The 15,296-nt window shown below is 40.4% G+C and carries 13 protein-coding genes and 1 pseudogene; 13 read left to right on the forward strand and 1 reads right to left on the reverse strand.

Annotated elements, in window-relative coordinates; translation table 11 throughout:
- Positions 1–31 precede the first annotated feature (31 nt).
- The 5 genes and pseudogenes from CZ379_RS12805 to CZ379_RS12825 form a co-directional block, all read left to right on the forward strand.
- The gene (locus CZ379_RS12805) at positions 32–1,015 is read left to right on the forward strand and encodes a hypothetical protein (protein WP_110931975.1); all 984 of its coding nucleotides are present in this window, start codon (positions 32–34) and stop codon (positions 1,013–1,015) included.
- 14 nt (positions 1,016–1,029) lie between these two features.
- Positions 1,030–2,058 (forward strand): serine hydrolase domain-containing protein, encoded by a 1,029-nt coding sequence (locus CZ379_RS12810; RefSeq protein WP_110931976.1) that lies wholly within the window; start codon positions 1,030–1,032, stop codon positions 2,056–2,058.
- Positions 2,059–2,105: 47 nt separating this feature from the next.
- Positions 2,106–3,143 (forward strand): hypothetical protein, encoded by a 1,038-nt coding sequence (locus CZ379_RS12815; protein ID WP_199925596.1) that lies wholly within the window; start codon positions 2,106–2,108, stop codon positions 3,141–3,143.
- A gap of 40 nt (positions 3,144–3,183) precedes the next feature.
- Positions 3,184–4,188 (forward strand): hypothetical protein, encoded by a 1,005-nt coding sequence (locus CZ379_RS12820; protein ID WP_110931978.1) that lies wholly within the window; start codon positions 3,184–3,186, stop codon positions 4,186–4,188.
- Between the two features lie 17 nt (positions 4,189–4,205).
- Positions 4,206–4,390: pseudogene (locus CZ379_RS12825) on the forward strand (transposase); the annotation flags it as partial.
- Between the two features lie 184 nt (positions 4,391–4,574).
- On the opposite strand, the gene CZ379_RS12830 reads toward CZ379_RS12825, so the two are convergent.
- On the reverse strand, positions 4,575–5,357 hold the full coding sequence (locus CZ379_RS12830) for a cobyric acid synthase (protein WP_110931979.1): 783 nt from the start codon (positions 5,355–5,357) through the stop codon (positions 4,575–4,577).
- Positions 5,358–5,553: 196 nt separating this feature from the next.
- Between CZ379_RS12830 and CZ379_RS12835 the strand changes: the two genes are divergently transcribed.
- The 8 genes from CZ379_RS12835 (at position 5,554) to cas2 (ending at position 15,189) form a co-directional block, all read left to right on the forward strand.
- Entirely contained in the window at positions 5,554–7,035 is a 1,482-nt protein-coding gene (locus CZ379_RS12835) for an N-acetylmuramoyl-L-alanine amidase family protein (RefSeq protein ID WP_110931980.1), read from the forward strand.
- A gap of 225 nt (positions 7,036–7,260) precedes the next feature.
- Positions 7,261–9,699 (forward strand): CRISPR-associated helicase Cas3', encoded by a 2,439-nt coding sequence (gene cas3 / locus CZ379_RS12840; protein ID WP_110931981.1) that lies wholly within the window; start codon positions 7,261–7,263, stop codon positions 9,697–9,699.
- Positions 9,700–9,728: 29 nt separating this feature from the next.
- Entirely contained in the window at positions 9,729–10,448 is a 720-nt protein-coding gene (cas5c, locus tag CZ379_RS12845) for a type I-C CRISPR-associated protein Cas5c (protein ID WP_110931982.1), read from the forward strand.
- Positions 10,445–12,352, forward strand: a complete 1,908-nt coding sequence (cas8c, locus tag CZ379_RS12850; protein ID WP_110931983.1) for a type I-C CRISPR-associated protein Cas8c/Csd1 — start codon at positions 10,445–10,447, stop codon at positions 12,350–12,352. Before cas5c ends, cas8c begins: the two co-directional genes overlap by 4 nt.
- Positions 12,349–13,212 (forward strand): type I-C CRISPR-associated protein Cas7/Csd2, encoded by an 864-nt coding sequence (gene cas7c, locus CZ379_RS12855; RefSeq protein ID WP_110931984.1) that lies wholly within the window; start codon positions 12,349–12,351, stop codon positions 13,210–13,212. Before cas8c ends, cas7c begins: the two co-directional genes overlap by 4 nt.
- Positions 13,202–13,861: a CRISPR-associated protein Cas4 gene (gene cas4 / locus CZ379_RS12860; protein WP_110931985.1), complete on the forward strand. Its 660-nt coding sequence runs from the start codon at positions 13,202–13,204 to the stop codon at positions 13,859–13,861. The genes cas7c and cas4 overlap by 11 nt, the downstream gene beginning before the upstream one ends.
- Complete coding sequence (gene cas1c, locus CZ379_RS12865) at positions 13,858–14,889, forward strand: type I-C CRISPR-associated endonuclease Cas1c (protein WP_110931986.1); 1,032 nt, start codon at positions 13,858–13,860, stop codon at positions 14,887–14,889. Before cas4 ends, cas1c begins: the two co-directional genes overlap by 4 nt.
- 9 nt (positions 14,890–14,898) lie before the next feature.
- Positions 14,899–15,189 (forward strand): CRISPR-associated endonuclease Cas2, encoded by a 291-nt coding sequence (cas2, locus tag CZ379_RS12870; RefSeq protein ID WP_110931987.1) that lies wholly within the window; start codon positions 14,899–14,901, stop codon positions 15,187–15,189.
- Positions 15,190–15,296: the final 107 nt, after the last annotated feature.

Consider the following 15,296-nt stretch of genomic DNA (forward strand, 5'->3'; position numbering starts at 1 on the left):
TATTTTTTGCGAGAATGGAGTGATTGGATAGGTGATTCTTAAAATAAATCCTTATGTTGAAATGGGAACCGGGAGAAACTGTTTAGAAGATGTGATGGTATGCGCATTTAAATCAATGGATAAACATTATGAGCTTTTCTTTTCCGAGTCTTGGAGCTTTGGATATACGACTCATGATCCGCTGATTGGAAAGAGAATGAAGATCAAAAGACAAGTTTCCTATGATCTTTTGCAGAATGCACATGGCATTGAGGTCAAATATCATAAAACAAATAATTCCTCATCTGTATTAGATATAATTAGAACTCAAATTTTCACGTACCAGTCCCCCGTGGTTATATATTTAGATTTATTTTGGACAGCATGGGGAAGCCCGGATAATTACCAAAAAAATCATTTGGATCATTTTTGTCTTGTAATTGGAATTAATGAAACAGACCAGATGATATATTGTATTGATACGATTTTTTCTAGCCAGGTTCAAGCATTGCCCTACGAGCATTTCTTTAGTGGAAATGATGGGGATTGTGCAACATTTAATATTCATCCAGAGGATTGCGTTAAGGATTGGAGAAGTGTCTTCGAAAGGATTACAAAAAAAATATTTAAATTAAATGATGTGCAAGCCATTCAAAAGTTCGCAGTGGATTTTAAGAATCATTTTGATATAAGGAAAGAGATTGAAGGATATACCGAAATATGGAAGTCGCCGATTGGAGAAGAAATTAGAAATGTAATTTTTGGCCGCAAGGGCTATTATGAGGCGCTTTTATTTTTGAATACAAAGTTGGGTTATTTGAATGATCTGATTCATAAAGTGAATGAAATCATTATACAGTGGAATATAGTAAGTGGGTTGATAACCAAGCTGTACTATTTAGACCAGATGGGAAAAACGGCAGATTATAGGGTGAAGATTAGTGAAAAATTGATAGAAATCTGCCAGTTAGAGCAAGATTTCATGAATACATTATCTAATGACTTTTTAAATAATGAGAAAACATTTTACATTTAACAGGAGGGGTTAGTATGAATTTGACAGAATGTATTCTAAATGTGGCGAAAAGTAAAGAATTCTCTGGAACGGTACTTGTGAAAAATGAGAAAGAAGTTCTTGCGGAATTAAGTTTTGGCTATGCTAATCGATCCGATGAATTGAACAATAATAAGCATACTCGTTTCGGTATTGCATCGGGCTGTAAAATATTCACATCCATTGCTATTTGTCAACTGGTGGAGGAGGGGAAATTATCCTTCAATTCGAAATTAAAAGACTGTCTTGATGTGGATTTTCCTAACTTCGATGATGAAGTAACCATTCATCATCTGCTGACACATACATCTGGCATACCAGATTACTTTGATGAAGAAGTAATGGATGACTTTGAAGAACTATGGGTTGATAATCCCATGTATCGAATAAGAAGTTTACAAAGGTTTTTGCCTCTGTTCAAATTTCAAAATATGAAATTTAAGGTTGGTAAAAGATTTCATTATAACAATGCGGGATATATTGTGCTTGGTTTGATTGTTGAACAGGCAAGTCAACGGAAGTTTGACGAGTATGTTCAAGAATGTATTTTTCATCGGGCGGGAATGAAAGATAGCGGATATTTTGAATTTGATGCTTTTCCTCCCAACACGGCTCTTGGCTACATTGAACAAGATGATGGAACGTGGAAAACGAATATTTATTCCTTGCCTGTAAAAGGAGGAGCGGATGGAGGAGCTTTTGTAACGGTTAATGATATGGACAAACTATGGGAAGCGCTTATGAATAACCAGCTCCTTGGCAAGCCCTATACCGAGAAAATGCTCACTCCTCATGTTCATATTGAGCACGATGATTACTATGGCTACGGTGTATGGATTAAGAAAAATCAAAATTCTGAAGTATTGAAGTACCATGTATTGGGGTATGATCCAGGGGTTAATTTTCATTCTGGTTATTATCCAGAAAAAAAGATGAAAATTGTAGTATGTTCAAATAAATCGTCAGGAGCGCATGATCTGATGCAAGCCATTGAGGGAGAAATCATAGAAAAAAGATTTGAGTGAGTGCTTACAGTCCAGATATTTATTTTAATAGAAAGTGTGAAAAGTTAATGGAAAAAGAACTTCTTATGCATTCACCTGCAGTTTCCGGATACCCTATTCATGCAAATTTGAATTCGATCCTGCCTAATCATCCTTCCTACAAGGAATGGTTATTTACAAACCATATGCAGTTAAGGCTGGATTGGTATGAAACTAATATTTTTCACCTGGACTTTTATCAACCGTTAATGAGGGAATACCATCCATTATTAAGCATTCATAGTATCCAAAAGGAAATGCTCCGTTTACTCAAAATGGATATTTGTGACTTTTTTGTCGAATCAATCAATAACGGCAGTTACATTTATGTTCTTATTGATAAAAAATACATTCCTGCTTATAAAACGGATGAGAGTTCACCGCATGATTTATTCATTTACGGTTATGATGCCAAGACTAGGGAATTCAAAGTTGCGGATTTTTTTCCAGAGCCATTCGCCGTATATAAAAAAACGACGGCTACGTTTCATCAAATAAAGCAAGCCGTCCAGGAAAATATAAATTATAAGGAGGATACATGGGACAACATATTTGGTATACAGCTTATATCCATAAATAAATGGAAGTCCTATACCTTTAATTTAGTTTACTTTAAAAATTCGATAGAAGACTATAGGAATTCAACAAATAGTGCCAAAAGATATGAAATAATTGAGGGGATACCTGCTGAGGAACAATGCTTGCATGGTAGTCTCCATCCTGTGTTTGGCATAAGTATTTATAACAGATTGATTGAAATAGCAGGTTTAAACTTCCCGGATTTAAGTTTCCAATTTTTGAGGGCAATGCATATGTTGTATGAGCATAAGGTTTTAATGACAAAAAGAATTAGATATTTACGTGATCTTGGACTTTTAGAAGGGAAGTTATTTGAAGAATACTTCAAGGATGTTGAACAGAAGGCACATGTAATTAGAAACTATATCCTTAAACATATAATTACTCAGGGAACAGCATTCAATAAGACTAAGCTGGTTTCAATGATTGATGAGTTATCATATACGGAATACAATTACCTGGGGAAATTATCTGATATCCTTAATTAGTAGTCTAGCCGATTGATCTTGAAAGGCAGGGGATTCATAAATGTCCAAAAAAAATCTGTTTATGAGAACACCAGAAGTCAGCACGTATACTTCTTACGGCTGTTTATTCTCTATAATGGATGACAGGTTGTGGCCGTGGATCTACAATAATTTTATTCAGATAACATATGCCCACACATGGGGGATTTTTGCTTTCGAAAACCATGTTCGGCTGCTTAGTAACTGCCCAGGAATATCCTACTATGAAATTCCTCGAATTGTTGTTGACTATAAATGGGATAAAAAAATTAAAAACTTAATTATTGAAGCTTTGGAAATGGATTATTATGTATATATTTATGTGGATAGGTACTATATCAAGCAGAGTAGTTCATATCAAAAATATTGTTCTCCTCATGAAGTACTAATATGTGGGTATGATTTAAGTAAAAGGACATTTACCATTGCAGATAATCTAGAAAATGGAAAGTTTATTGTAACCGAATGTACTTTTGATGAAGTAGAGAAGGGCTATTGGGCAATAAAAAGTAAATATGATTTTATGACGAATATCCGTTATTTGAAACAGAATAAAGAATACACATGTCATATTAACTTGCCTCAAATTATATTAAATATCGATAATTATCTACTTTCCAAAAAAAATTATGATCTTATTCAGGATCAAGAATTTGACTATGGTTTTGATGCTTATCATAGACTATTTGCTGATATATTAAATGCAGAAAAATCATTTGAGCTTGATTGGCGTGGCTTCCATTTACTCTATGAACATAAAATTTTAATGGAAATGCGAATAAAATATCTGTTAGATATAGAAGTTATATCGTGTAGTTCTAATTTTTTAGAAGCGATTACAAAGCTGAAAAATGATTTTCTGGTATTGCGAAATTTAGTTATTAAATATAATCTAACCCTGGATCGTAATATATTAGAGAGAATTAAGGGAAATTTGGAGGACAGTTTGAATAGAGAACGCAGTTATTTATTTGATCTATTAAATGACTTAAAACAAAATTTAGAGAAAGAGCACTCAGTTTTATAACACAAAATTCATGCACGATGGATGCGATTCACTTCAAAGTGAAGCAGGACGGAGCCATTGTACACAGGGCTGCCTACATGGTCATCGGGATTGACCTGGATGGAACAAAAACCTGCTGGGTATCTGGGGTGGCAAGAATGAATTTAGCAAGCTCTGGCTTAGCGTACTAAATGGCCTCCGAAACCGTGGTGTTCTGGATATCCATAAAAAGAACGCCCTCCTTATTGCTGCACTAAAGGATCCGAGAATTCATAACCAAGCGCATAGCCCCACCAACTAATGGTGGGGTTATGTTTTACTTGGAAGCCCAGTAAAGAAACATATTTAAAATAAGAGTTTTATATTTAGACATTCTCTCCACGAACCCTACGAGAAGTTGTGGTTCATCACAACGAAACACCTAGCAACCTGCTGATCAGCCCGAGATCCATATTGGATTCAAGCAGATCAGCCATAAGATCGAAGCCCTGTTCGTCCGGCACCACAATGTCCTGCTGATAGGGCAAAACTCCGGCACACGGGACGCCGTGTTTTTTTTCCAAGACATCTATCCCTGACTGTAAAACATCCTTTATACCTTGATAGCGATTGATGAGGAAACCCTCCAATTGATCTTTAATGGACTCATCCAATAAATCAATGGTGCCGTGAATCGCAGCAAAAACTCCGCCATAGTGGATATCCGACACGAGCAGGAGCGGGGACTTCGTTATCTTCGCCGTAAAAATATTAGCAACGTCCTCATTGGCTAGGTTGATTTCCGCCGTTGAACCTGCGCCCTCTATAATGAGAATATCGTATTTGGCGGCAAGTCTTTGAAATGAATTTTCAATGCCAGCTCTGATCTCCGGCAGAAAATCTCCATATTTCGTATAGCATCCAGTATGAAATAACTTCCCATTCAGGAAAATTTGCGTCTCATCATAAGCGGGCTTAATTAGGATAGGATTCATATCCGCTTCAGGAACCACGCCAGCACTTAATGCTTGAATATAAGTTGAATATGCAATTTCACTATGATCTCCAGTTATATAGAATTTCGAGGAAATATTCTGTGCTTTGAAGGGAGCTGCAGCGTACCCTTTGTTCCGTAGCATACGCAGCAAAGCTGCTGTGATAAAGCTTTTGCCGCAGGAAGAGCTAGTTCCGACGATCATCAAGGATTTCATAAAGTCCACCCGTCCCGTTAAAGTATTCAATTAGGTTATTATACTAGATTATTAAAGTCTTTAAGCAGAAAACATTTTCCTAGATAAATATAAAGAAAAGTAGCAACTTTTAGGGGATTATGACGTTTATATGGATGATGCTGGAATTTAGGGATAATGGATTGTTTTTATTATTTTACTAAAAGGATGAGTGAAATTGAGAAGGTTCGCTGCCATTGTATTTTGCATGATCGGTTTGTTTTTGTTCGGTGTTAATTCGCAGGCTTACGCCAATAGTGCTTCCATATATCTTAATGGGTCGCAGCTTAGCGCAGCTAATTTATCTCAGGTTGAAATCGTAAACAATAAAGTGATGGTTCCTATACGAGTGGTAGAGGAACTCGGCTACGGTGTAAATTGGAATAAGACGGATCAAACCGTAAAAATTCAAAGCAAGCTGAAAACGATTACGATGACGGTCAATAAGTCCAGTGCTCAGGTCGACGATCGGGTCGTCATGCTGCAGTCCCCTCTTTTGTTGAAGAACAATACTTCATTTGTGCCGTTACGCTTCATGAGTGAAGAGTTCGGTCTTGAGGTGAATTGGGATAATCGTACAAAAACCGTGTATTTGACCTCGGATGAGGCTGTTGATTCCCAGGATTCCCCCGAATCTCAGGAGGAGCTCAAACCGGGAGTAGGCACGAATGCTGGGACTGCCACAGGTACAGCTACAGGTGCTGGCACAGGCACAGGTTCGGATACAGCATCAACGCAGGTAAATGGGAAAATAGAAGATATTCATTTTACGGATAACCGGCTTACGATAACTATGGATCAAACGGTGCAGCCAAAGGCTTTTGCTATGAGTCAACCGGATCGAATCGTTCTTGATTTGCCGGGAACTGCTCTATCGGATTCTTTTAGTGTAAAAAATAGGGTTGATACAGGCGTCAGTCAGATCGAATTCGAGGCGGAGGAGCATTCGCTTGTTAATAAAGTGCGATATTCCCTCTTCGATTCCAAGTCATCTACTATCCGAATTGTCCTAGATTTAAGTGGCCAAGCGGATTATCGATTGTCTACGGGAGAATCCATTATAGTCCTTGAGCTGTCAGAGAAGACGGCGGCGGGAGCAGCCAATTCGGATAATGCTAGAAAAGTCGTGGTGATTGATGCCGGACACGGAGACCAAGACAATGGGACAACCGGGGTATCCGGAAAAGTCGAGAAGGATTTTAACCTGACGATGGCTTTGAAGGTCGAAGAATTGCTCAAGCAAGAGCCGTTGATTGATGTCGTGCTTACGCGGCACGATGACACTTACGTCACTAGGCCGGATCGAGCTAAGCACGCCAACGATCTTAATGCGGACGCATTTATTTCCATTCACGCCAACTCCGTACTGAATATACCAACGGCAAATGGTACCGAAACCTATTATTTCAGCGAAGCCAGCAAACCCTTGGCGGATGTAATGCATAAACACCTAATTGAAGCGACCCAGCTTAAAGATCGCAAAGTCAAGTACAACAATTATGAGGTGCTGAGAAGAAGCAACATGCCAGCTGCGCTCCTGGAGGTGGGTTTCTTATCCAACGCGGAAGAGGAAGCCCTGCTCTTTACGGAGAATTTTCAGAACCGGGTCGCTCAAGGTATTGTAGATGGGATAAAAGAATATTTCGGGATTGTCTCATAGGGGGGCATTATGATCTAAATTTTCTACAACTCTCTACTCGAAGAAAGTTCGAGTGGAGAGTTTTTTTGTGGTTTACGCTCATTGTTAACCAAAATTGTAAATAATAAGGAGGGTAAATGAATAGGTCTGTCGAATCGTGTATATAAATCAATTGTTGATATAGGACAAAGGAATTAATTTAATGTCGTCATTTGGTAAATGATGTTATGTGGGGGTGGGGGAGCCATGCATTACATTGCTCATATTAGAGAAGCGGATCATCGACACCAGACCGTTGAAGAGCATTTATTAGGGGTAATGGTTTTAGCTGAAGCTTATGGTGAGAAGCTAGGAATTAAGCATATTACGGGATTGGCCGGTATGCTTCACGATTTAGGGAAATACACTGTTGAATTCAGGGAATATATTTTAGAAGCAGTAAATAACCCGGATTCTCCACCTGCTAGAGGAAGTGTTGATCATTCGACAGCAGGCGGGAAGCTATTATATCAACTCTTCCATACGAGCAAAGCGGTGAAGGAACATAGATACCGTGGAATTTTAGCGGAAGTCGTGGGAAACGCAATCATTTCTCATCATTCTTATTTACAGGATTTTTTGAGCCCAGAATTGGAATCCAAATATTTGTTTCGCGTAAGAGACCAGAAACTCGATAAGTTCGATGAGACAGTGGAGTTATTTTTTAAGTATGTAATGAAAGAGTCTGAATTCTATCATTATGTGGATCAAGCCGCGGATGAACTGGAGAAATTTCTATCGAAAGGTTCTTCAGCAAGTAACGAGAATAAGCTGATGTTTTTAAGCAAATTTGTATTTAGCGCACTAATTGATGCCGATCGAACAAACACCCGCCTGTTTGAAGAGAATATCACGGTGGACTCTGGCCCGAATACAAAAGGAATATTTGACGCTTATTACGACAGGCTTATGGCAAAGATGGATTCTTTTGCTGAGCAAACCGATGCTCCTTCCCGAATTAATCAGTTAAGAAGAGAAATGTCCGAGCAGTGCGAACAATTTGCAGAGAAGCCATCTGGCATATATACCTTATCCATCCCGACGGGGGGCGGCAAAACTTTAGCAAGTCTAAGATATGCTCTTAAGCATGCCAAGCTCTATCACAAAAAGCATATTATTTATGTTGTACCATATACAACGATCATTGAGCAGAATGCGGAGGAAGTACGCAAGCTCCTAAAGGATGACATGCACATCTTAGAGCACCATTCGAACGTGATCGATGATGCGGATGAGGACGATGAACTTTGGGATGGCATCATGAATGCTAAGCAGAAACTCAAACTGGCTAAAGATAACTGGGATGCCCCCATTATTTTCACAACGATGGTTCAATTTTTAAATGTTTTCTATGCCAAAGGAAGTAGGAATATACGTCGGCTTCATAACTTAAGTGAATCGGTCATTATTTTTGATGAAGTGCAAAAGGTTCCTATTCCGTGCGTTTCTTTATTTAATCAAGCGCTAAATTTTTTAGAGGTTTATTGCCATTCTAGTATTGTGCTGTGTACAGCAACTCAACCGGCTTTAGACTTTGTAGAACATAAGCTTGATCTCAAACCAGATTCTGAGATGATCTTGAACCTCCCACAGGTCATTGAGGCATTCAAGCGAGTTGAAATTATAGATCATGCTTCGGATGAGGAATTTAACAATGAGAAGCTCGCGGACTTTATTGGCGAAAAATTAAACAAGCTTCAAAGTGTGCTGGTCATTTTGAATACGAAAACAGTTGTTAAGAGTTTATACCTTCAATTGAAAGAAAGGTATAGTGATATTCCTTTATATCACCTAAGTACATCTATGTGCGCTGCTCATCGAAATCAGATTTTGGGAGAAGTCCGGCAGCATCTTGAGAATAGAACTGAGGTTATATGTATAAGCACACAGTTAATAGAAGCGGGAGTAGATGTTAGCTTCGAATGCGTCATTCGTTCTCTTGCGGGTCTGGATTCGATTGCTCAAGCAGCGGGGAGATGCAACCGGCATGGAGAACGAGCCTTACGGCAAGTATATGTCATTGACCATGTAGAAGAGAATTTGAAGCATCTGAAGGAAATCAGAATGGGTAAACAAATATCCAAAAAAATGCTCATCGATCTTAAGCGGGATCAGACGGCGCATGGCGGGGATATTTTATCGGATGTAGCGATGGATTGGTACTTTAAACAGCTTTATAGAGAATTTGACAATGATGTGGATTATTATATACCACAACTACGGAAGAAAATGACGGAGCTGCTTTCGGCGGCTAAAGCGGATAACACATATACTCAGGCTTTTTATAGCAAGCGAAACGAAGCTCTGCCCTTATTTCTAGCTAACAGCTATAGAACAGCGGCTGAGCATTTCCGGGTCATTGACAATCTTACCACGTCTGTGATCGTTCCTTATCGCCATGAAGGGAAGGAGATTATTGCAGAGTTAAATGGCGAGAGAAGTATCGCGGACTTAACCCAGTTATTACGGAGAGCGCAGCAATATACGATTCATTTGTTTGATCATGAATTACAGTTATTATCCAAAAATAGCGGATTGGAGAGCTGCCTGGATGGGAAGGTGCTGGTCTTAAAAGAAGGGGCTTATAGCGAGGAATTTGGATTGGATATCGAGAACGATAGTGGGTTTGATTTGAGTATGTTTTAATCAGTCCAACGAGAAAGGAGGTGAGTTCTATGCGAAATTCAATCGAGTTTGAGGTATACGGTGACTATGCGCTTTTTACGGACCCGTTAACCAAGATGGGTGGAGAGAAGCTGAGCTACCAGATTCCCACATACCAGTCGCTCAAAGGAATCGTTGAAAGCATTTATTGGAAGCCGACTTTAATCATGATCGTCGACGAAGTTCGAGTGATGAATGCGATACGCATGGAATCCAAAGGCATTCGTCCCATAGATTATAGCGGCGGGAATACGTTGGCCAATTACACTTATATTAGGCAACCAAGGTATCAGGTTAGAGCGCATTTCGAATTTAACATGAACCGTCCAGACATGGCCTATGATCGCAACGAGCACAAGCATCATAATATGCTGAAGCGAGCGGTTAAGGCCGGAGGACGCAGAGATATTTTCCTTGGTGCCCGGGAATGTCAGGGCTATGTTGAACCTTGCGTGTTTGGAGAAGGCAAAGGGGCTTATGACGATGTAGAAGAATTGTATTTCGGTCATATGGTACACGGCATCAATTACCCGGATGAGACGGGCCGGGATCAGATGGAAGTCCGTTTGTGGAACCCTGTGATGAGAAACGGCATAATTCAATTTAAACGGCCAGAGGAATGTACAAAGGTTCGCAAAGTTTCCGATATGAAGCCGAAGGTTTTTGATCCATCTAACGTTGAGTCCGTAGAGGAATTATTTTCACAAATTGGAGAGGAGGGCAAGGGATGAGCTGGTTATTGCATTTGTATAAGACCTATGAATCGAATCTGGATCGTGTCGGTGAAATTGAGAAGAAATACAATGATCGCGAGTATACCCTTCTGCCCGTCTCTCATACAACGCAAAATGCGCATATTGAAGTAGAAGTTACTGAAGATGGAGAGTTTCACTCCGCGTTCGTTATTGATAAAAATGATGCGAGTACTCTTATACCATGCACAGAGGAATCAGCAAGCCGGGCTGGAGCAAAAATAGCGCCTTACCCGCTGCACGATAAATTAAGCTATGTTGCTGGAGACTTTGTTGCTTATGGCGGGCAAATCAAGAAAGAAGAGCCATTTACATATTACATCAAACAACTGGAAGATTGGGCTCAATCACCTTACGCTACAGCCAAGGTTTGCAGCATTTATAACTATTTAAAAAAAGGCCAATTAATACAAGACCTAGTCCATGCGAAGATTTTATGCGTTGATGCGGATAACAAGCTAATTGAGAAATGGGATAAAAAATACGAGTCGCTGTATCCGGAGAAACCTCTTATTTTCTCAACGGTAGCCGGGGGGCAAGACAGTGCTTTTATCCGCTTCAATGTGCACTCTCCCAAAGAGATTTTGACAAAAGTGTGGAAAGATCGGGAGATGTACGATTCCTTCATTAGATATTATCAGAATTTATTGGGCGGCGAAGACATTTGTTACGTAACTGGCCAAAAGCTGCCGAGCACGGACAAGCATGCGAATAAAATCAGAAATGCAGCGGATAAGGCGAAGCTCATATCTGCTAACGATACTAGCGGATTTACGTTCAGGGGGCGTTTTAGTCAAAGTAACGAAGTCGCCAGTATCAGCTACGAAGTATCTCAAAAAGCCCATAATGCCTTGAAGTGGCTGATTAACCGCCAAGCCAAAATTATAGATCAACGCGTATTTCTGGTATGGGGCAACGACATGCCGGATATCGCGGATCCGACAGAAGACACTTACTCCATTGATCCTACGCCTGTTACGGTGGTGCAAAGAAAATCATTTACAAACCAAGAATTTGCGAATGAGGTTTCTAAGGCTTTGGAAGGGTATAGAAACGATATTTCATCGAAATCCCAAGTCAACATCATGATCCTTGACTCGGCCACCACTGGGCGAATGGCTGTATTGTACTATCGACACATGGATAAAGAGCTGTATTTGGACAGACTGGTGAAGTGGCACTCGACCTGTGTATGGCTGCATCGTTATCGGAAGAATGAACAAGGTGAATTTGTTCAATTCTATGGGGCTCCGGCTACCAAGGATATTGCTTTCGCAGCGTATGGGCCAAGAGCTAACGAGAAAGTCGTAAAAGGATTAATGGAGCGCATGCTGCCATGCATTGTGGATGATCTAAAAATTCCCCAAGACATTGTGACCAGCGTATATCAGCGTGCCTCCAATCCAGTTTCTATGGAAAAATGGGAGTGGGAGAAGACTTTGAGTATTGCCTGCGCCCTAATTAACAGACAGGAGGGATTCAAGTTGGCATTAGACATGGAAAGTAATGATCGCGACTATCTATTCGGACGATTGTTGGCAGTTGCAGATGTTTTGGAAAGATCAGCTTTAGGACGGGAGGAGACGCGAGCGAGCAATGCCATTCGTTATATGAATGCTTTTTCGCGGCACCCCGCAAGAACCTGGATGACGATTCAACAGAGCCTGCAGCCGTATCAGGCCCGAATGGGAACGAAAGCTTCATACTTATCTAAAATCATTGATGAAGTGGCTTCCAGAATAAAGATCGAAGATTTCAACAACAGGCCGTTATCTGGAAAATATTTATTGGGCTTCTATAGCCAACGCCACGAGCTCTATCAGAAGAGGGAAAATAATAAAGATGCTGTAGAAGCATCTAATGAAGAGGAGAAATCAATATGACCATTTTAGATCATAAAATAGACTTTGCCGTAGTTCTATCCGTGACGAATGCCAATCCCAATGGTGATCCGTTAAATGGAAACCGTCCAAGACAAAATTATGATGGTCACGGTGAAATTTCGGATGTTGCGATTAAGCGTAAAATCAGGAACCGTCTACAAGACATGGGAGAATCCATATTTGTTCAGTCCAATGACCGTAAGTCAGATTCGTTTAACAGTTTGAGAGAGCGAGCGGATGCCAACGCAGAATTGGAGAAAATTCTAAAGTCCAAGACCAGCTCGAGTGATGATTTTGCTAGAATAGCCTGCCAGGAATGGCTGGATGTTCGCAGCTTTGGACAAGTATTTGCATTTAAAAGCTCCGACAAAAGCGGGAGCGTCTCTGTCGGTGTTAGAGGGCCGGTATCCATTCACACGGCTGTGAGTGTTGATCCTATTAATATTACAAGTATGCAAATTACGAAGAGCGTCAACTCCGAGCCGGGCAAGGAGCGCGGTTCAGATACGATGGGAATGAAGCATCGCGTAGACTTCGGGCTATATGTTTTTTACGGAAGTATTAATACGCAATTGGCTGAGAAAACGGAATTTACGCAAGAGGATGCAAAAAAGATTAAGCAGGCGCTGGTCACTCTGTTTGAAAATGACGCATCGGCGGCAAGACCGGATGGAAGCATGGAAATTCATAAGGTCTATTGGTGGGAGCATAGTTCCAAGCTTGGCCAGTATTCTTCTGCCAAAGTCCATCGTTCGCTAAAGGTGACGTCTCGGTCGGAAGAGCCTAAATCTTTTGAGGATTATTCGCTTGAACTTATTGAATTAGAAGGATTAAAGGTTGACGTGATAGATGGCCTTTAAGGAAGATGACGATTACCTCATGTTATCGGGGATACAGCATTTTCAATTTTGCAAACGACAATGGGCGCTTATTCATATTGAGCAGCAATGGGAAGAGAACGTGAGAACGATTGAAGGACAATATCTCCATCAGAAGGCCGATCAGCCATGGATCAGAGAGAAGCGTGGGAACAAACTCATTGTAAGAGCAATGCCCGTCAAGTCTGCTGAACTTAAGATCACAGGTGTATGCGATGTAGTAGAGTTCGTTAGGGACGATGAGGGTGTAGAGATTCAAGGTGCTGAAGGGAAATATCATGCTTACCCGATTGAATACAAACGGGGAAAGCCAAAATTGAATGATGCGGACTTATTGCAACTAACTGCTCAGGCCATATGTCTGGAAGAAATGCTGTTATGCAATATAGACAAAGGTTTTATGTTTTACAATGAAATAAAGCATAGAGTCGAGGTTGGATTAACTGCGGAAATGAAAGGTAAAGTGAGAACGCTCGTCTCCGAAATGCAGGATTACTACATTCGCAGACTAACACCGAAAGTCAAGACGGGTTCTTTTTGCAAAAGCTGTTCCCTTCATTTTATTTGTTTACCGGAATTAATGAATAAAAGGTCTGTAAAGAGTTATATTGAAGGGAAAATCAAGGAATGAAGAAGCTGCTGAATACGCTATTTATTACGCAACCAGATGTTTATTTATCCTTAGATGGAGATAATGTTGTTCTTCTCAAAGAGCAGGAGAAGCTCGGAAGGCTGCCGCTTCACAATCTGGAATCCATCGTAGCATTTGGTTATACGGGGGCAAGTCCAGCATTTATGGGGTATTGTGCAGACAGGAACATTTCATTGGTGTTTCTAACCATGAGCGGAAGATTTCTCGCTAGAGTCATTGGCGCAAGCAAAGGCAATGTTGTTCTGCGGAAGAAACAATACCTGCTTTCGGAAAATGAGCTTCTCTCCGCTAAAATAGCTCGGAATTTTATTGTAGGCAAAATTTTTAATCATAAATGGATGATTGAGAGAATGACCCGGGACTATCCGCTTCGTGTGAATGTAGATCAATTTAAAGAAATGTCCCAGCACCTATCGTCTATTATGATGGATGTAAGAGTATGCGAGGATCTGGAGCGATTAAGGGGCTTAGAGGGTCAAGCCGCTGTCAGCTACAATGCATTGCTGGATCAAATGATCCTGCAACAGAAAGAACATTTTTATTTCCGTACCCGTTCAAGAAGACCGCCAATGGATAACGTAAATGCTATGCTGTCGCTAGCTTATACTTTGTTAGCTAACGATACGGCATCGGCCTTAGAAGCGGTAGGGCTTGATGCATATGTTGGTTTCTTACATCGGGATCGCCCCGGACGAGCTTCATTAGCCTTAGATGTTATGGAAGAGCTGCGAGGAATCTACGCTGACAAGTTCGTTCTAACTTTAATTAACAAGAAAATCGTCAACCATGAGGACTTCCTTCATAAAGAGAATGGTGCTGTGATCATGACGGATGAAGCAAGAAAAAAATTCTTGGCAGCTTGGCAGAACAAGAAGCAAGAGAAGATTACACACCCGTATCTCGGCGAGAAAATTTCATGGGGACTTGTGCCCTATGCACAGGCATTGCTGCTGGCGCGTCATTTACGTAATGACTTGGATGAATATCCTCCAATTCTATGGAAGTAGGTGTGAGATATGCTAGTATTAATTACGTATGATGTAAGTACGGTGAGCAGTGCCGGGCAACGGAGATTACGGAGGGTATCCAAAGTGTGCCAAAACTATGGACAGCGTGTGCAAAATTCAGTATTTGAATGTGTTGTTGATGCAGCTCAATTTACAACCCTAAAGCTAAAGCTTATGGATATTATTGATCCTGACCAGGACAGTCTGCGTTTCTATCAGCTCGGGAATAACTATAAGAATAAGGTTGAGCACATCGGTGTCAAAGAGTCACTAGATTTGGAAGGGCCCTTAATTCTGTAAGGTGCGAATGTGAAGCGAACATGATTTTCCAGGGACATTCGCACCAGGAAATAAACTTAAATTATATATAATGGAAAAATATACATGAGAAATATTTTAAAAAATAA

The sequence above is a fragment of the Paenibacillus bouchesdurhonensis genome, from assembly GCF_900155685.1.
Taxonomy (GTDB): domain Bacteria; phylum Bacillota; class Bacilli; order Paenibacillales; family Paenibacillaceae; genus Fontibacillus; species Fontibacillus bouchesdurhonensis.